Raw genomic sequence first — 19,761 nt, 5'->3', positions numbered from 1 at the left:
GGGCGCCTAGTATGAGGAATAGCGCAGTCAGGTAAACGGAGTGTAAACGGACGGCAGCCTGGCCGCCCGCGCGGGGGCGGCCCCAGAGCCTCAGGCCAGCAGGCGGGCCGCGGTACGGCGGAAGAACCCATCGGTCATGCCGGCGATGTAGTCGCAGACGACGCGGTGCGCTGGCATCAGGCCGATGCGCTCGGCATGGCCATCCGGCATCTCATCGGGATGATCGAGGAAGAACCGGAACATTCGCTCAATGCCTTCGCAGGCGCGGACTCGTTCTTCCACCAGCGCCGGGGAAGAGTATACGTGGCCGTAAAGGAACGTCTTGAGCCCGCGATTGGTGTCAGCGGCGGCCTGCGTCATGGTGACCAGGCGATGAGGGTAGCGGCGAACATCCTCGACGGAATCAACGCCGCTCGACTGCACAGACTGTGCAGTCCCCTCAATGAGACCCGACACCAGCAGGTCGATGAGGCGGCGCAGGACCTCCTGAAACCGTACTTTCTCCGGTGCGCCGGGAAACTGGTATAGGATTTCCGCTGCCAGTTCGGCGTAGTGCGGCAGGGCGGCGCCGATCTCCTCCATGTTGAAGAGACCGGCCGAGAACCCGTCATCGAGATCGGCACTGTTATAGGCAACTTCGTCAGCCAGATCAATGAGTTGCGCCTCGAGGGGCGGCCGCAGGCCGGGCAGGTATTCGTCGAACTCAACACGTTCGCCAGGGGCGAAGTCGCGGGAGTGTTTCACCATGCCTTCCCGTACCTCGAAGGTCAGGTTGAGACCGGGGAACCGGGCATACCGGACTTCGAAGCTCTCTACGATGTGGAGGGCGTGGACGTTGTGATCGAAGGAGTCGCCAAACGCGCGCATGCAGCGATCCAGGGCCTCTTCTCCGGCATGGGCAAAGGGGGGATGGCCGATGTCGTGGGCGAGGGCGAGAGCCTCTGTAAAGTCCTCTGCCAAGCCCAGGGAAACAGCAAGGGTACGGGCGATCTGGGAGACTTCGATCGTATGTGTGAGGCGATTGCGAAAATGATCGCTGAGCCGTTCGCCGAAGACCTGGGTTTTGTCCTCTAGGCGGCGAAAGGCGCGGGCATGGACAATGCGGTCGCGGTCGCGCTGGAACTCGTTGCGGTAGCGATGCGGCGCTTCGGGATACTTGCGGCCCCTCAGGGCGTCAATCGGGTACCTTAGCCGTTCCAGGCTCACCCTTCCAGCTTACTTCCCCGAAGAGATTTCGGCGATCGCCTGAATGGCAATGCGGCTGATCGGGCCATTTACGGTACGCAGGGGCTCCAGCAGCTTCTTGGCTTCTTCCGGCTTGGTTTTCGCGATGATGCGGGCCAGCACCAGGGTCGCCTGATCCTTGGCGACGAACATGGTGGGGTTCTCGATGAGCCCGCGCAGCAGTTTCTCGGCATCAGCCTGCTTGCCGGTGCCGGCGTACAACTGGGCCAGTGACAACTTAGCCAGGGAACCGTACTCGGCGCCGCCCTCTTCAGACGCGCGCTTCAGGTAGCGTTCTGCTTCGTCGAGTTTGGCGGCGTCAGCGGCATTCAAGCCGAGCATGTAGACTGCGGCGGCAGCCTCTTCAGAACCGGAGTATTTCGTGGCCAGATCGTTCAGTTCCTGGCTCAGGGCCTTGTCCTTATCCGCCTGCACAGTGAACGACTTGACGCCATCCCTGGGAGTGGGCATGATGGGCGCGTTGTAGGTTTCCACCGCGTGCATCAGGGCAACCTGGCGTTCCGCCTTGCGGCTCTGGTAAAAGAACCAGCCACCTGCCGCGAGCACAATGACGGCCAAGGCGATGCCGCCGTAGCGGATCATCTCGGAGCGGTGCTCATCAACGTAATGTACAGTTTGACCGACTTCCTCAACGAACTTGTCGGTCTTCAAATCATGTCTGGTGACGCGGTCCACAGATTACTCCAGTAAGCAAAACTCTTATTTTAGCACGCAGGTCCAAACCCGCCGGGCTCCACCTTCCAACGGAACCTGCAGTTCAGGTCAGGCGGGGATGATCTGATGCTGAATGGCAAACTTGACCAAGCCCGGAATGTCGTGGATGTCTAATTTTTTCATCAGATTAGACCGATAGGTATCCACGGTTTTGGGACTCAGCTGGAGCCGCGCCGCAATTTCTTTGGCGCGAACCCCTTCCACGAGAAGGGAGAAGACCTGAAACTCCCTGGCGCTCAGGCGTGAGATGGGGTCCTCCACCATGCCACGTTTTTCGGGTGCGAACAGGCTTTGAACATCCACCGCGGGGGAGACATAAATGCCCCCTTCAATGACCTGTTCGAGGCAATCGACGAGTTGGGCACCGGTGCTCGTTTTCAGCAGATAACCCTGCGCGCCGGCTCGCAGCACCTCAAGCACGGTCTTGCGGTCGCGGCGCATTGCCAGGATCACGCAACGAGTCGGTACCGGGCGCATGCCGTCACCCGGCTCAGTCAGCCGCTTTGCAATTTCGAGGGAATGGAGCTGGGGAATCTGAAGGTCAACAAGGACGACGTCGGGGGTTTTCTCTTCGAGCAGCTTCCAGGCCTGCTCGCCGTCCGAGGTGCAGCCTACCACGTGAAAACGGCCGGAGAGCTCGCACAGCGCGGCGATGCCGTCGCGAAACAGCGCGAGCTCCTCGGCGATGATGACACTGCGGATCTTGGCGGCAGGCATTGCCGGATTCGGCTCAGCGAGGGCCTGTGCCTTGGCTAATTAAAGCTCGCCAGTCCCTTTGCTTCGTCGTCGAACACTTCGAAAATCGTGTACAACTTGGTGATCTGCAGAAGATCGTGGATTCGTTTGGTCAGATTCAGCAGCTTCAGGTTGCCACCGGCGTTGGAGACGGTCGTGAAGCCGCTCACCAGCTCACCGATTCCGGAGCTGTCGATGTAGCTCACATCGGCGAGGTTGAGCAGCACCTTCTTGTGCCCCTTGGTCGTCAGATCCTTGATGGAGTCACGGAAGGTGGAGGATCCCTCACCCAACGTAATGCGGCCGGCGGCGTCGATGACAGTTACATCACCAACCTGGCGCGTGGTCAGTTTTACACTCACTTCTCTAATACCCCCTCGTCAATTGGAGTCCCAAACAGCAATTAAGTTCCCGGAGGAATCGTTTTCCGGAGCACAACCCGGGTACCGCCGTGCTCCGCCTTCTCAATCACGAACTCGTCCACAAAGGAACGGATGATCATGATGCCGCGGCCTGATTGGCTAAGCAAGTTCTCTTCCGCCAGCGGATCGGCCTGGCGTTCGGGCAGGAAGCCCGTTCCCTCGTCCTCAATCAGAACCTGGATGGAGGATTCCGTACGGCTTAGTACGAAGTGCACACGCTTGTTTGCGCTGTAACGGTTGCCATGGACGATTGCGTTGACCATGGCTTCCCTGACAGCGTAACCAACCTGATATGCGTCGTCCTCCGGCAAGCCAACTTGCTCGGCGGCGACCTTGGCCCGTTCCTCGCTGGAATCGACGCTGTCCAAGCTCGATTCGAGGTACTCGTCCACGATCACGTTTTTAGGATTCTCCAGGTTGCTCATGGCGTTCTCGTGGAGTGGCTGGGAAATCGCTAAGGTATGCCAGCGGCGCAGCGAAAGTCAAGCGACACGGCAAAGCCTAGATTGGAAGCGGTTCACATGTGTCCAGATTTCGAGCCAGATCGCAGCACGTGCCACGATTCAGCGAAAGCGGCTTCCTGGCGTGCGGCAGGCGGCGTCTGGCAGGACTCCGCCAGAAGAATGAAACGGTCAATTCCGATTTGAGTTACAGATTCAGACATATCCTTTGATATCTATCTTTGGATATGGTAGCGATTGCACTCCCCTTATATGACAGTTCCAAAGGATATACTTAGCAAGCTTCAATTTCGTCTTCTGGAGGTTAGCTTTATGAACCATGTGCGTTCTGTGGCAGTGGTGACACTGCTTCTTTGCGTTCTCAGTTTGGGCGCATTCGCACAATCGGACAACTCCACCGCAAACGGTGTTGTCCGCGACCCATCTTCGGCAGTAGTACCTAACGCCAAGATCACCCTCAAGAACCAAGCCAACGGCCTGACTCGTGAAGTCAAGACTAACGAGTCCGGCAACTTCGTCATCCCGACCATCCCTTCCGGCATGTACACCCTCACCGTCGAGGCGGCCGGTTTCAAGAAGTATGAATCCAAGGACAACAAGGTCGACCCCAACCTGCCCGCCAGCTTTGATGTGGCGCTGCAAGTTGGCCAGGCTTCGGAAGTCGTCGAAGTAACCGCCACGGCGGCTGCTCTGCAGACGGAATCCGGCGCTGTCGGCCGCATCGTGGAAGGCAGACAACTGGCGGATCTCCAGTTGAATGGCCGCAACCCCATCTTCCTGGCTCTGTTGAAACCCGGCGTGCGCGGCACTAACCTGGGTGGCTTCAGCTACGGTATGGATCAAGCCGGCCTTTCGATCAACGGTTCGCGTACCCAGGACAACCTCATCACTTATGATGGCGCTGTCGCTGTCCGCACCCGCTCGAACGGCACGTCCATCGGTTCCGCCGATCTCGACACGACCGCTGAAGTGCAGATCATGACCGCGTCGTTCACCGCCGAATATGGCCGTGCGGCCGGCGGCCAGATCCGCGTTGTCAGCAAGAGCGGCACCAGCCAGTTCCATGGTTCCGCCTACGAGTACTTCCGCAACTCCGCCATCGATGCCAACACCTGGTCCCGGAATCGCAACCCCTCCACGAACGTCGTGGCGCCGCTGCGCTTCAACCAGTTTGGTTACAACACCAGCGGACCGGTCTTCGTCCCCGGAAAACTGAATAAGGACCGCAGCAAGCTGTTCTTCACCTGGTCGCAAGAATGGACCAAGCATCGCCGCGAAGACACAACCCTGAAGGTTGTGCCGACCGCTAAGATGAAGGCTGGCGACTTCAGCGAACTGCTGGTGCCCACGGCCTTCTTCGGCTCCGCACAGATCGTTAAGGACCCCGCCAACGGCAACGCTCCATTTGCCGGCAACATCGTCCCCAAGAACCGGCAGAGCGCGAACGGCATGGCGCTGCTCGCGGTGTTCCCGGCCGCCAACCTCGCGGTGCCCCAGGGCGCCAACAACTGGTATGGCGTCGGCGGCCACCCCACCGACCAGCGCAAGGACAGCATCGGGATCGACTTCCTGCCTACCCAGAAGGACTCCATCAAGTTCCGTGGAATGCTCTTCCACTACCTGGATGTCTCCCCCTTCCCCACGGGCTTCGCACTGGCCCAGCAGACCTTCGATCGTCCCAACCAGACGTCTTCGCTGAACTGGACGCATAGCTTCAGCCCGACGCTGATCAACGAAACCCTGATCACGGCCAGCCGCGACCAGGTGTTCATCCGCATGACGGACACGCCGGCCTTCAACCGTACGACCTACGGCATCAACTATCCGTACGTCTACCCCGCCGGCAAGGACCGTCCCAACAAGCTGCCCGCCGTGGCCATCCCTGGCTTCAGCGAGTACACCGGTACCCCGTACCCCTCGAACTCCACGGGCCCGATCTACTCGATCAGCAACAACATCACGAAGATTCTGAACAACCACACCATCAAAGCGGGCTTCGCGTTTGAACGTGCGGGTCAGAACGATTACGACCAGATCAACGTCAACGGCGTCCCTGGCGGAACCAACAATCAGAATGGCCGCTTCGAGTTCAGCAATACCCGTTCCGGCGGCTCCGGCGTGGGCCTCGGCGACGCGGCTCTCGGCCTGTTCAACAACTACGCTGAAATCGGCACCCGCAGCTTCACTCCCTACCGCGGCAACATGTACGAATGGTTCGTCCAGGATTCCTGGAAAGCCACCGACAAGTTGAAGATCGAGTTGGGCGTCCGCCACACCATCGTGATCCCCTACTCCTCACTGTGGGGCAACATGACGGTGTTCGACCCCAAGTACTACGACAAGTCGAAGGCTGTCACTGTCGATCTGAGGACGGGCAACCCGATTGCCGGCAGCGGCGATCCCTACAACGGCATCGTGATTCCGGGCAGCAGCTGGCCGGATTCCGCCAAGGGCCGTGTGCCCGCCGCGACCGACGCGTCGCTGCAATACCTGTTCCGTGGCGGTCAGGAGCCGAAGTACTACTCCAATATCGACTACGGCAACTTCCAGCCCCGCATTGGTGTCGCTTACTCGCTGAACCCCAAGACCGTGATCCGCGGCGGCGCCGGCAAGTATACGACGCGCCTCGGCGTCAGCGACTCGGTGTTCCTCGGTGGCAACCCCCCGCTGCAGCCCATCGCCTCGATTCCCACCGGCCTGGTGGACAACCCGGGCGGCGGCTCCCTGGCGAGCTTCCCGATCAGCGTCACGACGCAGGCCAAGGTGTTCCATATGCCTCAGTCCTACACGTGGAACCTGACCGTGGAGCGCGAAATCGGCTTCAACACGGTTCTCGACGTTTCTTACGTCGGCCGTCGTGGTCTGTTTGGCCAGCGTGAAAAGAACATCAACCAGGCCGCCCTGGGCGCTGTTCAGAACAACGTGGGCATCAACGTCAACGCCCTCCGTCCGTACCTCGGCTACGGCCCCATCCGCGAGACCTTCAACGATGCCAACATGAAGTACAACAGTCTTCAGATTGGCGTCAACCGCCGCTTCAGCAATGGCCTCAGCTACGGCTTGGGCTACACGCTCTCCAAGTGCATGGACGACGGCAGCGCGCAGCGCGACATCGTGCCCAACGCTTACGACGCCCACAATCTCTGGGGCCCCTGCACGAACGACACCCGCCACGTCTGGGTGCTCAACTACATCTACGACCTGCCGTTCTTCAAGAACTCCGGCCGCGCCCTCAAGACCATCGCGGGCGGCTGGAAGATCAGCGGCGTCACCCAGTTCCAGACCGGTACCCCGAACACCGTTGCCACCGGCGACGACTTCGCAGGCGTCGGCCCTGGTTCCGGCAGCCAAATCTGGAACGTCACTGGCAACCCGCAGCTCGGCAACGGTGAGAAGGCATTCATGGCCAACGCCGGTGATCCGAACTATTGGTTCAACGGCAAACGCGACGCCGCCGGCAATCTGCTGGCCTTCGCCAAGCCCGGCGACAAGACGTTCGTCTCCGGCAACTTCCGCAGCCTCATCTACAACCCCGGTATCCAGTTCTGGAACATCGGCGTGTTCAAGTCGTTCGCCATCACGGAGAAGCAGAGCTTCCTCATCCGCGCGGAAGGCTTCAACTTCATCAACCACCCCAACTGGGGCGGTGCTGATTACAACCCGACCAGCGGCACGTTCGGCAAGATCACCGGCAAGACCGATGACCGCCGCAACATGCAGATCAGCCTGCGGTACAGCTTCTAAGCGCACCGTTCAGTTGTTGCGAAAAGGGCCGGAGCCAACGCTCCGGCCCTTTTTGTTGGCCGGTTGCTACGGTATGAACAAGACTCCAGTCCGCGATTGCTTCAATTCGTCTTCTGGAGGCCGGGCATCTGTAGCACTAACTCTTACCGGCCAGCCCTTAGGCGGCAGTTGAGGCACACTCTCCGCCGTTCTTTCCAACCTCGGTGAGCACTCCCCACACGTAAGGTGCGGATCGTACCTCCTCAAGTTCCTCGATTCCCTTCCAAGATCCGCTGGGCAGACCTCTCAGTAGCACGCATTACATTCCGGAGGCGAGCAACTCCCATCTCGCTCAACCGGGGCGGCGCGTGCTCCCGCCTACGCTGTCTTGTTTGAAGTTTCCTACAAATCGCTCACCCCGATTGTAAGCCCACATCAAATCTTTGCTATGAATGTTTGCCATCTGTTAATAATGCAAATCCCTGCTAACCAAAAGAAGGCATCCACTGAATGTTTTCAGCAGGTTCCACAGTGGCTTCTATTACAAACTACACACATAACGAAAGAACTACAGGGAGACCGCATCTTGTGGAAATAAGTGGCGAATGTATAATCCTAACAGCTAGGGAGCCCTAGCTTCAGGAGGTTTAGAATGAACAGAGTACGTTCAGGAGCGATGGCGTCCATACTCCTCTGCACCCTGCTTCAATGTGCATTCCCCCAGTCAGACAACTCGACAGCAAGTGGAGTTGTCAGAGATCCATCATCCGCGGTTGTTCCTAACGCGAAAGTTGTACTCAAGAATCAAGCTAATGGCTTGACCCGCGAGTCGAAAACGAACGAATCAGGTAACTTTGTAGTCCCGACTATTCCGTCAGGTATGTACACACTGACTATCGAACTGGCGGGTTTCAAGAAGTATGAGTCCAAGGACAACAAGATCGACGCCAGCCTGCCGGCCAGTTTCGACGTAACGCTGCAAGTAGGCTCGGCTACAGAAGTTGTGGAAGTTTCCGCCACGGCCGCAGCCCTGCAGACAGAGTCCGGCGCGGTAGGCCGGCTGATCGAAGGCAAGCAGTTGAGCGATCTGCAGCTCAACGGCCGCAACCCGATCTTCCTGGCCCTGTTGAAACCGGGTGTCCGCAGCGGCAGCATGCTGTCGAGCTTCAGCTATGGCATGAGCCAGGCGGGCCTCTCGATCAACGGTTCGCGCACACAGGATGTCGCCATCATGTACGACGGCGCGCCCGCCGTCCGCACCCGTTCGAACGGCACTTCCATCGGTTCCGCCGATCTCGACATGACTGCAGAGGTCCAGATCCTCACGGCCTCCTACTCGGCTGAGTACGGCCGCGGAGCGGGCGGCCAGGTGCGCGTGGTCAGCAAGAGCGGCACCAACCAGTTTCACGGCACGCTTTATGAGTACGTCCGCAACCAGGCATTCGACGCCAACACCTGGAGCCGCAACCGCAGCGCCTCCACGAATTTCGCGCCATCGATCCACTACAACCAGTACGGCTACAATCTGAGCGGCCCGGTCTACATCCCGAAAAAGTGGAACGAAGACAAAAGCAAGCTGTTCTTCGTCTGGTCGCAGGAATGGGTTACCCACCATCGCGACAGCGCGGGTTCCAAGACCGTCCCGACAGCAGCAATGCGTGGCGGCGACTTCAGCGAACTGCTTTCATCGAACGTGTTTTACAACTACAAAACCGTCGGTGTGATCAATGACCCCACCAACGGTGCCCCGTTCGCGGGGAACATCATCCCCAAGAGCCGGCAGAGCGCCAACGGCATGGGCCTGCTGCAAGTCTTCCCGCTGCCCAATTACGATGTCGGCACGAGCACCAACTTCTACAGCGTCGCCCTGGCCACCACGGAGCAGCGCAAGGACAGCATGAGCCTCGACTATCTGCCAACTTCAAAGGACTCGATCAAGTTCCGCGCCCTGCTGTTCCACTACGTCGATACGGATCCTTGGGGCACAAACCTGCTGTTGACGAAAAAGACCACCACGCGCCCCAACCAGACTTCTTCGATCAACTGGACACGCACCCTCAGCCCCACGCTGGTCAACGAGTTCCAGGTCACCGCCAGCCGAGACCAGGTGTATCTGGCGATGGAGGACGTGCCCTCCTTCAACCGGACGACCTACGGCATCAACTATGCCTACATCTATCCGAATGGGAAAGACCGCCCCAACAAGCTGCCAGCCATCGATATGACCGGCTTCTCCACTTATACGGGCAGCCCCTATCCCTCGCAATCGACCGGCCCTATCTACACCATCAGCAACAACATCACGAACATTCGCGGCAACCACATCCTGAAAGCCGGCTTCATGTTTGAACGCTCCGGCCAGAACGACTACGACCAGATCAACGTGAACGGCGTCCCCGGAGGCACCGACAATCAGAATGGCCGTTTCGTCTTCACCCACACCCGCACAGGCGGTAGCGGCCTCGCATTGGGCAACGCGGCCCTGGGCCTCTTCGACACCTACGCCGAGATTGGACAGCGCAGCTTCACGCCGTATCGCCACCACATGGTGGAGTGGTTCGTCCAGGACAGCTGGAAGGTCAACGCGAAGTTGAAGATCGAGTACGGCATCCGCCATTCGATCATCCAGCCTTACTACTCGCTGTGGAACAACATGACGATCTTCGACCCGAAGTATTACGACACCTCGAAGGCCGTCACGATCGATGCCAGCGGCAATCCCGTAGCCGGCACCGGCGATCTCTACAACGGCATCGTGATCCCAGGCAACGGCTGGCCGGACGCGGCCAAGGGTCGTGTGAACATCGCCGGCAACTCCGCCTACGACTATCTGTTCCGCGGCGGCCAGGAGCCCCGTTACTACTCGAACATCGATTACCTCAACTTCCAGCCCCGCCTCGGCATGGCCTACCAGATCTCCTCCAAGCAGGTTCTGCGCGCGGGCGCCGGCAAGTTCGTCACGCCACTGGGTGTGAGCGACTCGGTCTTCCTGGGCGGCAACCCGCCGCTGCAGCCGATGGCCTCTGTGTCCTACGGTTCGGTGGATAGCCCTGGCGGTGGTACGGCGGCAAGTTTCCCGCTCAGCGTCACCACCCAGGCCAAGGAGTTCCACATGCCTCAGAGCTACACGTGGAACGTCAACTACGAGCGGGAAGTCGGCTTCAACACGGTCCTTGAGCTCGCCTACGTCGGCCGCCGGTCCAACTTCGGCCAGCGGGAGAAGAACATCAACCAGGCTCCGCTCAACTCCCTCTACACCAACACCAGCGTGAACATCAACGCCAAGCGGCCCTATCTCGGTTATGGCGCGATCCGTGAGACGTTCAACGACGCCAACATGACCTACAACAGCGCCCAGATCAACGTGAACCGGCGCTTCGCCAATGGGCTCAGCTTCGGCCTGGCCTACACGTATTCAAAGTGCATGGACGACGGCAGCGCCCAGCGCGACATCGTTCCGAACACTTATGATGCCCACAACCTGTGGGGCCCCTGCACCAACGATACCCGCCACCTGGCCGTGATCAACTACATCTACGCCCTGCCGTTCTTCAAGAACAGCCGGGGTCTGGTGAAGGGCATCGCGGGCGGTTGGCAGATCAGCGGCGTCACCCAGTTCCAGACCGGCACTCCGAACACGGTCGCCACCGGCGACGACATCGCCGGCGTCGGCAGCGGCAGCGGTTCGCAGATCTGGGACGTCAATGGTGATCCCATCCTACCTAACGACCAGAAGGGCATCCGTCTCAACTCGGGCGACAAGATCTACTGGTTCCGCGCCACCACCACCGGCGGTGCGGCCATGTTCACCAAGCCCACCCAGGGCACGTTCACCACGCAGTCCAACCGTGACATCATCTACAACCCGGGTGTGCAGAACTGGAATCTCGGCATCTTCAAGACCTTCCAGATCAACGAGCGCCACCGGGTGCTGCTGCGCGGCGAAGCCTTCAGCTGGCTGAATCACCCGAACTGGAACGGCGCGGACTATACGCCAACGAGTTCCACCTTCGGCATGATCACCAGCAAGGCGGACAGCCAACGCCAGTTGCAGTTCAGCCTGCGCTACTCGTTCTAGGCAGCGAAGACTGACAGGGAAAGGGCCGGGGCCAACGCTCCGGCCCTTATTGCGTTCTGACATTTGTCACCTGCCGGGGGTGACACTCGGCACTGGCCGGGACACGCGGGACGCCGCACGATGGGTCATGATCATTGCGGAACTGCGGAACATCAGGAAGCGATTCGGCCCGGTAACGGCGCTGGATGGCTTCGATCTCCAAATCGAACAGGGACAACTGCTGGCGCTGCTGGGACGGAACGGCGCAGGCAAGACCACCGCCACCAAGCTGCTGCTGGGCCTGACTTCGGCTGACGAGGGCGCGGCACGCGTCTTCGGCCACGACCCCCGCCAGTGCGCCGGCCGTTTGCGTACCGGCGCCATGCTACAGGCTGGACAGGTACCCGAAACGCTGCGTGTGGCCGAGCACATCGAGCTCTTCTCCAGCTATTACCCCAAGCCCCTGCCGGCCGGCGAAGCGATCCGGGCGGCTGGGCTGGAGGGCCTGGAGCGGCGCATGTACGGCTCGCTCTCCGGCGGTCAGCGGCAACGGGTATTGTTCGCCCTCGCCATTTGCGGCCGGCCGGACCTGCTGCTGCTGGACGAACCGACAGTCGGCCTGGATGTGGACAGCCGCCGCGGCCTGTGGAAGCACATTCGCCACTTTGTTGCAGGCGGAGGCAGCGTGCTGTTGACGACCCACTATCTGGAGGAAGCCGACGTGCTGGCGGACCATGTGGCTGTGATCGACAAGGGCCGCCGCATCGCCGAGGGGTCTCCGGCCGAGATCAAGCGCTCCATCTGCGCCCGCCGCATCTCCTGCATCACGGAGCTGGCAGACGACCGGTTGCGGGCTTTGGAAGGAGTGCAATCAGTGACCCGCGCCGGCGGACGCGTCACCCTTACCGCGGTCGACAGCGACACCGTGCTCCACAGGCTGCTCACAGCCGATCCCCGGGTTCGTGAAGTGGAAATCCAGGGCGCCGGCCTGGAAGAAGCGTTTCTTGCATTGACGGAGGTGGCCCAATGAATACCTACTGGCTGGAAGCCAAGTTCCAATTTCTATCCCTGCTGCGCACGCCGCGCTTCGCCGTACCCACGCTGCTGCTGCCGCCGCTGTTCTATCTGTTTTTCGGCATCCTCATGAACACCGGCCGCGTCCCGCCGGTGAGCCTGGCGCAGTCGATTCTCGTCGGCTACGCCGTGTTCGGGGCGCTCGCTGCATCGATGTGGGGTGTCGCCGTCACCCTCTCTACGGAGCGCAATTTGGGCTGGTTAGAGGTGAAACGGGCTAGCCCCATGCCGCTGGGCTCGTACTTCGTATCCAAGATTGCCGCCGCCATGGCCTTCTCGCTCACGATTCTGCTGCTGCTCGGGCTGCTGGCCCAGTATCTGGGGCACGTTGGCCTCAGCGCTACTCAGTGGCTGCAGCTAGCCGTCTGCGTCCTGGTCGCCAGCATTCCTTTGTGCGGCATGGGCCTGCTGGTGGGTACTCTCACCAGCGCCAGTGCCACGCCGGCGGTGGTCAACCTGATCAGCATGCCCATGGCGATCTGCTCCGGCCTCTGGCTCCCCATCGACTTCCTGCCCGCGCAGATGCAGCAGGCGGCCATTTTCCTGCCCACCTATCATGCGCTGCAGATCGGTCGTACAATCGTGGGCAGACGCGCCACATGGCCCGTTGAGTGGCATCTGGTGGTCCTGCTGGGATTTGCCCTGCTGTTCCTGGCTTTGACTGCCGGAGCGTGGCGCCGCCAGCGCCAATAACAAATATGCCCAGGTCTCTCAAAGCGCCGTTTCTGCCGCCGGATTCTCCGGAGGGCTGGATGCCCTACTTGTGGCTGGTGTACTCGCTGCCATTCCTCCTGACTCCGGCGTTTCGCGGCAATGGCTTGTGGGATTGGGTCACCACCCTGTCGGCTTATGCGGTCTTCCTGGCTGCCTACTTCCGCGGCTTCTGGGTGCGCGGCTGGCAACTGCCGGCAATCATCGGAGTCTTCTGCCTGTTGGCCATTGTGTTCGCGAAGGAGAATTCCGCGGCGTTGGTGTTCTTCGTCTACGCCGCCTCATTCACGCCGGAATTAGGAGAGCCGCGCAAAGGCTGGATGGGGCTGGGCATCGTGATGGCCATCGAACTGGCAACCGTCACCTTGCTCGGAATGCACTGGCAAAGATGGGCGGCTCCCGCCATCTTCACCCCACTGGTCGGACTGATGGTGATGCACTACACCCAGCGGCGGCGCCTGACGCTGCGCCTGATGCAGACCCAGGGAGAGTTGGCGCGGATGGCCCAGATCGCCGAACGGGAACGCATCGCCCGCGATCTGCACGACCTACTGGGGCACACATTATCGGTCATCGTGCTGAAGTCCGAACTGGCTTCGCGGTTGGCCGAGAACGATACGAAACGGGCGATCGCCGAGATCCGGGACGTCGAGCGGATTTCACGGGAAGCGCTGGCTGAGGTGCGCGCGGCAGTTCGGGGTTACCGGTCGGCGGGCCTGATGGCTGAGGTGGAGAGCGCGCGGCAGGCGCTGCGCTCCGCAGGGATCGAACTGGAGTGCGATCTGGGCAGCGGCCCCCTGCCCGCCGCGCAGGAAGGTGTGCTGGCATTGGCCATTCGCGAAGCCTGCACGAACGTTGTTCGTCACGCCCGGGCCACGCGCTGCCGCATGGCTCTGCGCCGGGGCCCGCGTCAATACGAACTGGAGATCGCCGACGACGGGCAGGGCGGCACGGCCAACGAAGGAGCCGGACTCAGCGGCATGCGCGAACGCGTCGAGGCGTTGGGCGGCACCCTGGAACACGACGGATCCAGCGGTATGCGCCTACTGCTCCGATTGCCCCTGGAGGCCGTTTGAGCATCCGGATTCTCATCGCCGAAGACCAGGCCATGGTGCTAGGCGCACTGGCTGCGCTGCTCTCCACTGAGCATGATCTGGAAGTCACCGGGCAGGCGCGCGATGGCGCCGAGGCCCTGTCGCTGCTCGAGACGGCTCAGCCCGACGTGGTGTTGTCCGATATCGAAATGCCCAATATGACCGGGCTCGAGCTCGCCGCCGAGATCCGCCGGCAGAAGCGTGCCGCGAAGGTGATCATCCTGACGACCTTTGCACGGCCTGGCTACCTGCGCCGCGCTCTTGAGGCCGGTGTCAGCGGATACCTCTTGAAGGACTCGCCGGCCGCGACGCTGGCCGCGGCCATCCGCCGCGTATACGCAGGGGGCCGCTCCATCGACCCCGATCTGGCCGCGGAGGCGTGGACTGAGCAGGATCTACTCACCGAACGCGAACGGCAGGTGCTGCGCCTGGCCGGGGAAGGTAGTTCGTCCGCCGACATTGCGCTCAAACTCAGCCTGTCCGAGGGCACTGTACGCAACTATCTGTCCGAGGCCATCAGCAAGCTGGGCGCCGCCAACCGCGTGGATGCGGCGCGCATTGCCCGGCAGCGCGGCTGGCTGTGACATCCGCCAACCTGAAACGTCAGAGGTAGTCATGAAGTTTATTGTTCTCTCCCTGTTGTTGTGTGCGGCGCCGCTGCTGGCGGCCGATGTGCCCCAGCAACTGATGGAGGCCGATCGGGCCTTCGACTCCGCCACCCTCGCCCGGGGGCTCGACGGCTGGATGAGCTTCTTCGCCGACGACGCCCGGTTGAACCAGCGGCCCACTGAGATTGTCGGCAAAGCCGCACTGCGCGAGTTCTACTCCGGGATGTTCGCGCGCAAGGAGTTTTCCATCCGCTGGCAACCGATCCACGCTGAAGCTTCAATGGACGGCACGCTCGGCTTCACCTATGGCGTCAGCCAGATCAGCTTCCGGGACGACCAAGGCGAACTCGTGAAACACGAGGGCCGCTATCTCACCGTCTGGCGCAGGCAACGGGACGGCAGTTGGAAAGTCACCACCGATATCGGAAGTTAGGCCTGGTCCTTCAGGACGGCGGCAAAATAGACCGCGGCCAGCGAAGTATTGAGCAGGTGCAGCATGGGCTGCCACTCTGGAGCGCCCGGCAGCGCGGCAACCACCATCAGCGGCCCGTCCGTCGGCGCGAACTCCTCCGGTCCCAGGCCGAGGCTCTGCTGCAGCCCGCCCAGCACACCCTGGCCGGCTTCGCCCTTCGGGTCGCAGGCCATCACAGCAAGCGTAGCCGCCTGACCCGACTCATAGAGTGTGGCGAAGGCAACCGCCCCAGTGGCCGAGGCCCATTCCAGCTCCACCGACCCGCGCTTCAGGAAAGGCAGCGGACCCCGGAACTGCGCCGGCATCGTCGAGAGAAACTCGCGCATCAGGCCGACTACCTTTACGGCCTGCTCAAGGGTGGGCACGGTGTCGAACATGCCCTGTTCGACCCGGCCGTCCTCGAGATTGATGATCCTGACCTCAAAGGTCATACGAGCCCCAGCCTCGTCAGCAGGGCGCCAGGGTCCGGATCGCGGCCCATGAAGCCGCGGAACAGGACCGCCGGATCTTCACTGTCGCCACGCGAGAGGATATTGTCGCGGAACGAACGGCCCGTCTCCCGGGAGAACAGGCCCTCGTGCTTGAAGCGGGTGAACGCATCGGCATCGAGCACCTCCGCCCACTTGTAGCTGTAGTAGCCCGCTCCATAGCCGGTCGGATCCGCAAACAGGTGCGTGAACCCGGCCAGCATGGCATAGTCCTCGGGGAACGGCGCCGGCGCGAACGCGGCCAGCAGCCGGTTGCCGTACTTTACCGGATCGCCATCCGTCTCAGGCTTGAAGTCGATATGGAGCGCCAGGTCCACTGTGGCAAAGCCAAGTTGGCGCATCTGTGCATTGGCCGCCCGGAAGGTGCGGGCCGCGCGCATCTTCTGCAGCAACTCGTCGGGAATCGTCTCACCCGTCTGCCAGTGGCGTGCGAACATGTCCAGCGACTCGCGCTCCCAGCACCAGTTCTCCATGATCTGGCTGGGCAGTTCGACAAAGTCCCAGGCCACGTTGGTGCCGGAGAGGCTCTTCACCTCCACGCGGCTCAGGCTGTGATGCAGCAGGTGGCCGAACTCGTGGAACACCGTCTCGACCTCGCGGTGCGTCAACAGCGCCGGAGCATCTCCCAGCGGGGGCGTCACGTTGCCACACATCAACCCGATGTGCGGGCGCCACTCGCTGCCCGCCCAACTGCCGGTCATGAAGGCATCCATCCAGGCTCCGCCGCGTTTGGTGTCGCGTGGGAACCAGTCGGCATAGAACGAGCCCAGCAGAGAACCGTCCTCGTCGCGGATCTCGTAATACTTCACCTCGGGGTGCCACACCGGAACCTTCGGCCCTTCAACGACAGTGATGCCGTACAGCCGGTGCACCACATCGAACATGCCCGCGACCACCTTCTCCAACGGGAAGTACGGCCGCAGATCCTCTTCCTCAAAAGCGTACTGGGACGCCCGCTGCTTCTCTGAGTAATAGGCGACATCCCACGGTTCCAGCGCTGTCAACGCCCCGCCGGAGAGTTCCCTGGCAAACGCAAGCAGCGCGTCGTTCTCATGATGGAAGGCGGTCTCGGTCTTCGAGCGCAGATCCCGGACGAACGCCTGCGCCGTGGCCCCGTTCTTCGCCATGCGCTCCACCAGATTGAAGTCGGCAAAGGTGGAGAAGCCCAGCAGGCGCGCCTTGGCCCGGCGCAGATCCAGGATCTTCGCGATGAGCTCGCTGTTCGGTTCCGCGGCCCTGCGGCTGTAGGCACGATAGAACTTCTCGCGAATCTCGCGGGCATCGAGATAGGTCATCACGGCCAGATAGCTGGGTGCCTGTAGCGAGAACCGCCAGCCCTGCTTCCCACGTGCTTCGGCCGCCTGACGCGCCCCCGCTACGGCCGAGGCCGGCAATCCGGCCAGCAGTGCCTCGTCTTCAATGAAATACTCGTAGGCCGCCGTCGCATCCAGCACGTTCTGGGCGAACTTCGTGGTGATGACGGCCAGTTCGATGTCCAGGGCCTCCAGCTTGCGCTTGCCCTCCTCATCCAACTCCGCGCCATGACGCCGGAACGCTTCCACGGTCTTCTTCAGGAAGCGAGCCTTCACACCCTGCAACTGCTTTGCATCCTCTGTCGCGGCATAGGCCTGCAGGGCCTTCCACAAACCCTCGTGCAGGGGGATGGAGGAGTAGAACGCGCTCACCTCGGGCTGGACTTCGTTCCAGGCCGCCCGCAACTCCGCGGTCATCACCACGCCCTCCAGGTGGCGCACCACGCTCACCGCCACATCCAGCGGCTCAGCCGCCATATCCAGTGCGGCCATCGTATTCTCGTAGGTCCGGGGTCCCGGCAAGGACGCCAGATCGTCCAATTGGGCGCGCGCCTGTTGGATGAGTGCCTCGATCGCCGGCTTCACATGCTCCGGTCGAACTTCATCGAATGGGAGGGGCAGACGTATGCCCAGCAGGGGGTTTGCTTCGCTCACATACACTAGGATAGCGATATGCCGGCGCGGACACCCACTGTCATTCAATTGGTCGGCCTCGGCGTCACGCTGGGGGCAGTGGCGGTCTTTTCCATCTTCACCCTGAAGCAATTGGACGGCTTGCGCCGCCTGGAGTCCGACAGCGTCGATCGCAGCCGCCGCGATTCCCTGCAACTCATTCGCATCCAGAACAATCTGACCCAGCTCGGCCTGGCCCTGCGCGACATGGCGGAAGGTACCGAACCCTATCCCATTACGGGCTACAAACCGGAGTTCGACCGCATGCGCGGCGACCTGCAGGACGCCCTCTCCGTTGAGGCGCAGTTGATGCCCGCCACCCGCACACCCGCCCAGCAGGAGATGCTCAACAGCACGTTTTCGCGGTTCTGGGGCGAGGTGGACCATCTCTGGACCGTCGCCGGGCAAGACCAGACGAACGAGGCGCGCGCGCTCATCCGCACCCGGCTGGAGTCCGAGCGCTCCACGATGACCACCGTCATCGCCCGGCTCCTCGTCCAGAACAGCGAGGCGGAAGGCGCGGCCGTCCAACAGATCACGGCCATCTACGGGCGCGTGGAGAAGAACCTCTACATGTTGTTGGCCGCCGTTGTGGCGGCGATCTCCATCACCAGTGCCCTGGTGATCCGCCATGACCGGCGTGTCTTCGCGCAGCTCACGCGCCTATCGGAAGAGCGTAAGGAACTGGCTGGCCAGGTCATCTCCGTCCAGGAAGATGTCTTCCGCAACCTCGCCCGTGAGCTGCACGACGAGTTCGGACAGGTGTTGACCGCGGTCGGCGTCATGCTGCAGCGTGTCGAGAAGAAACTGCCGGAAGCCTCCAGGCAGCGCGAGGACATCCATGAGGTGCGGGAGATCGCTAACCAGACCCTGGAGCGCGTCCGCAGCATGTCACAAATGCTCCATCCGCCCGTCCTCGACGACTACGGCCTGGAGAACAGTATCGAGTGGTATCTCCGCCAGTTCGAGAAACAGACCGGCTTTCAGGTCCACTATGAGAAGATCGGCATAGGCCCGTGGATCGGGGACACCGTCGCGATCCACGTTTACCGGATCTTGCAGGAGTCCTTGAACAACATCGTGCGCCACTCCGGAACAACCGAGGCTTGGGTGAAGGTGGCTTATTCGCCCGCCACTCTCTGCCTGGATGTGGAGGATCACGGCGCCGGACTGGAAGGCAAGCCCGCCCGCAAGGGCCTTGGGCTCATCGGCATGCGCGAACGCGCCGAGCTGTTGGGCGGGCAGATCGAGTTTCAACGGCCGGCAGAGGGCGGAACCCGTGTGAAGCTGGTTGTACCGCTGCCCGCGGGAGGTGTGCATGAGTGAGGCGATCACAGTTTTGCTCGCCGACGATCATTCCCTGGTGCGGAAAGGCTTCCGGCGCATGCTGGAAGACGACGAAGCCGTGCAGGTTGTGGGTGAGGCGGCCAACGGCCCGCAGGCCATCGAAATGGCGCTGCGGCTGAAGCCCGCGGTCATCGTGATGGATCTGGCCATGCCGGAGCTCGATGGAATTCAGGCCACGGCCCAGATTCTCAAGCAGTTGCCCAACACCGGAATCCTCATCCTCTCGATGTATTCCGAAGATACGTACGTGCGCAACGCCTTCGCGGCCGGTGCGCGCGGCTACCTGCTGAAGAACGCCCTAGAGGTCGATCTCCCCTACGCCATCAAGGAGGTGGCGGCCGGCCGCACCGTGGTCGCGCCGGGTTTGAACCTGCCGACGCAGGAACCGGCCAGCGAGGAAAGCAAACTCACCCAGCGCGAACGCGAAGTGCTGCGCTACATCGTGCAGGGCAAATCGAACAAGGAGATCGCCGGCATCCTTGGACTCAGTGTGAACACCGTAAGCGTCCACCGCGCCAACCTCATGCAGGCGCTCGGCATCCACCGCACGGCGGATCTCGTGGTCTATGCCATCCGCAAGGGCCTCGTGGCTCTTCCGGAACCCCCTGGACCGGAGTGAAAAAGG

16 protein-coding genes are annotated in these 19,761 nt (G+C 61.6%); 9 read left to right on the top strand and 7 right to left on the bottom strand.

Translation table 11 applies throughout. From position 1 onward, the window contains the following. Positions 1-90: 90 nt before the first annotated feature. The 5 genes from dgt to IRI77_RS24755 all read right to left on the bottom strand — a co-directional run bounded on the left by dgt (position 91) and on the right by IRI77_RS24755 (position 3,541). Positions 91-1,206 carry a dGTP triphosphohydrolase gene (gene dgt / locus IRI77_RS24775; protein ID WP_228486308.1) on the bottom strand — a complete coding sequence of 372 codons (1,116 nt, stop codon included), beginning with the start codon at positions 1,204-1,206 and terminating at the stop codon, positions 91-93. A 9-nt stretch (positions 1,207-1,215) separates the two neighbouring features. Beyond that, positions 1,216-1,920 carry a tetratricopeptide repeat protein gene (locus tag IRI77_RS24770; RefSeq protein WP_194447678.1) on the bottom strand — a complete coding sequence of 235 codons (705 nt, stop codon included), beginning with the start codon at positions 1,918-1,920 and terminating at the stop codon, positions 1,216-1,218. Between the two features lie 87 nt (positions 1,921-2,007). Continuing rightward, the gene (locus IRI77_RS24765) at positions 2,008-2,676 is read right to left on the bottom strand and encodes a response regulator (RefSeq protein ID WP_194447677.1); all 669 of its coding nucleotides are present in this window, start codon (positions 2,674-2,676) and stop codon (positions 2,008-2,010) included. A gap of 35 nt (positions 2,677-2,711) precedes the next feature. Beyond that, the gene (locus IRI77_RS24760) at positions 2,712-3,056 is read right to left on the bottom strand and encodes an STAS domain-containing protein (protein ID WP_194447676.1); all 345 of its coding nucleotides are present in this window, start codon (positions 3,054-3,056) and stop codon (positions 2,712-2,714) included. Positions 3,057-3,097: 41 nt separating this feature from the next. Further along, the gene (locus IRI77_RS24755; protein ID WP_194447675.1) at positions 3,098-3,541 is read right to left on the bottom strand and encodes an ATP-binding protein; all 444 of its coding nucleotides are present in this window, start codon (positions 3,539-3,541) and stop codon (positions 3,098-3,100) included. Between the two features lie 348 nt (positions 3,542-3,889). Between IRI77_RS24755 and IRI77_RS24750 the strand changes: the two genes are divergently transcribed. From IRI77_RS24750 to IRI77_RS24720, 7 genes are all read left to right on the top strand, one after another. Next, positions 3,890-7,321, top strand: a complete 3,432-nt coding sequence (locus tag IRI77_RS24750; RefSeq protein ID WP_194447674.1) for a TonB-dependent receptor — start codon at positions 3,890-3,892, stop codon at positions 7,319-7,321. A 631-nt stretch (positions 7,322-7,952) separates the two neighbouring features. Continuing rightward, positions 7,953-11,378, top strand: coding sequence for a TonB-dependent receptor (locus IRI77_RS24745; RefSeq protein ID WP_194447673.1), 3,426 nt, complete (start codon positions 7,953-7,955; stop codon positions 11,376-11,378). Between the two features lie 127 nt (positions 11,379-11,505). Then, positions 11,506-12,387 (top strand): ABC transporter ATP-binding protein, encoded by an 882-nt coding sequence (locus IRI77_RS24740; protein WP_194447672.1) that lies wholly within the window; start codon positions 11,506-11,508, stop codon positions 12,385-12,387. Continuing rightward, positions 12,384-13,124, top strand: coding sequence for an ABC transporter permease (locus IRI77_RS24735; RefSeq protein WP_194447671.1), 741 nt, complete (start codon positions 12,384-12,386; stop codon positions 13,122-13,124). The genes IRI77_RS24740 and IRI77_RS24735 overlap by 4 nt, the downstream gene beginning before the upstream one ends. Positions 13,125-13,183: 59 nt before the next feature. After that, a complete protein-coding gene (locus tag IRI77_RS24730) occupies positions 13,184-14,218 on the top strand; it encodes a sensor histidine kinase (RefSeq protein ID WP_228486307.1) in 1,035 nt (344 codons plus the stop codon). Continuing rightward, a complete protein-coding gene (locus IRI77_RS24725; protein WP_228486306.1) occupies positions 14,215-14,820 on the top strand; it encodes a response regulator transcription factor in 606 nt (201 codons plus the stop codon). The genes IRI77_RS24730 and IRI77_RS24725 overlap by 4 nt, the downstream gene beginning before the upstream one ends. A 31-nt stretch (positions 14,821-14,851) precedes the next feature. After that, positions 14,852-15,277: a YybH family protein gene (locus IRI77_RS24720; protein ID WP_194447669.1), complete on the top strand. Its 426-nt coding sequence runs from the start codon at positions 14,852-14,854 to the stop codon at positions 15,275-15,277. Here the strand turns inward: IRI77_RS24720 and IRI77_RS24715 are convergent. Together IRI77_RS24715 and IRI77_RS24710 are read right to left on the bottom strand one after the other, a co-directional pair. Then, positions 15,274-15,747 (bottom strand): hypothetical protein, encoded by a 474-nt coding sequence (locus IRI77_RS24715; RefSeq protein ID WP_194447668.1) that lies wholly within the window; start codon positions 15,745-15,747, stop codon positions 15,274-15,276. The two genes, IRI77_RS24720 and IRI77_RS24715, sit on opposite strands and share 4 nt — an antisense overlap. Further along, positions 15,744-17,771: a M3 family metallopeptidase gene (locus IRI77_RS24710; protein ID WP_228486305.1), complete on the bottom strand. Its 2,028-nt coding sequence runs from the start codon at positions 17,769-17,771 to the stop codon at positions 15,744-15,746. Before IRI77_RS24710 ends, IRI77_RS24715 begins: the two co-directional genes overlap by 4 nt. A gap of 18 nt (positions 17,772-17,789) precedes the next feature. Between IRI77_RS24710 and IRI77_RS24705 the strand changes: the two genes are divergently transcribed. Then, the gene (locus tag IRI77_RS24705) at positions 17,790-19,115 is read left to right on the top strand and encodes a sensor histidine kinase (RefSeq protein WP_228486304.1); all 1,326 of its coding nucleotides are present in this window, start codon (positions 17,790-17,792) and stop codon (positions 19,113-19,115) included. Further along, positions 19,108-19,755: a response regulator gene (locus IRI77_RS24700; RefSeq protein ID WP_194447665.1), complete on the top strand. Its 648-nt coding sequence runs from the start codon at positions 19,108-19,110 to the stop codon at positions 19,753-19,755. The genes IRI77_RS24705 and IRI77_RS24700 overlap by 8 nt, the downstream gene beginning before the upstream one ends. Positions 19,756-19,761 lie beyond the last annotated feature (6 nt).

The sequence above is a fragment of the Paludibaculum fermentans genome (assembly GCF_015277775.1).
Lineage (GTDB): Bacteria > Acidobacteriota > Terriglobia > Bryobacterales > Bryobacteraceae > Paludibaculum > Paludibaculum fermentans.
The sequence above is the reverse complement of the archived record's forward strand: the minus strand, read 5'-3'. Positions and strand labels throughout refer to the sequence as shown.

What these genes read in the sequence shown, in the direction of transcription:
- IRI77_RS24720 (WP_194447669.1), top strand. Translation starts at nt 14,852, where the DNA reads ATGAAGTTTATTGTTCTCTCCCTGTTGTTGTGTGCGGCGCCGCTGCTG.
- IRI77_RS24750 (WP_194447674.1), top strand. Translation starts at nt 3,890, where the DNA reads ATGAACCATGTGCGTTCTGTGGCAGTGGTGACACTGCTTCTTTGCGTT.
- IRI77_RS24745 (WP_194447673.1), top strand. Translation starts at nt 7,953, where the DNA reads ATGAACAGAGTACGTTCAGGAGCGATGGCGTCCATACTCCTCTGCACC.
- IRI77_RS24765 (WP_194447677.1), bottom strand. Translation starts at nt 2,676, where the DNA reads ATGCCTGCCGCCAAGATCCGCAGTGTCATCATCGCCGAGGAGCTCGCG.
- IRI77_RS24730 (WP_228486307.1), top strand. Translation starts at nt 13,184, where the DNA reads ATGCCCTACTTGTGGCTGGTGTACTCGCTGCCATTCCTCCTGACTCCG.
- IRI77_RS24755 (WP_194447675.1), bottom strand. Translation starts at nt 3,541, where the DNA reads ATGAGCAACCTGGAGAATCCTAAAAACGTGATCGTGGACGAGTACCTC.
- IRI77_RS24715 (WP_194447668.1), bottom strand. Translation starts at nt 15,747, where the DNA reads ATGACCTTTGAGGTCAGGATCATCAATCTCGAGGACGGCCGGGTCGAA.
- IRI77_RS24705 (WP_228486304.1), top strand. Translation starts at nt 17,790, where the DNA reads ATGCCGGCGCGGACACCCACTGTCATTCAATTGGTCGGCCTCGGCGTC.
- IRI77_RS24735 (WP_194447671.1), top strand. Translation starts at nt 12,384, where the DNA reads ATGAATACCTACTGGCTGGAAGCCAAGTTCCAATTTCTATCCCTGCTG.
- IRI77_RS24700 (WP_194447665.1), top strand. Translation starts at nt 19,108, where the DNA reads ATGAGTGAGGCGATCACAGTTTTGCTCGCCGACGATCATTCCCTGGTG.
- IRI77_RS24740 (WP_194447672.1), top strand. Translation starts at nt 11,506, where the DNA reads ATGATCATTGCGGAACTGCGGAACATCAGGAAGCGATTCGGCCCGGTA.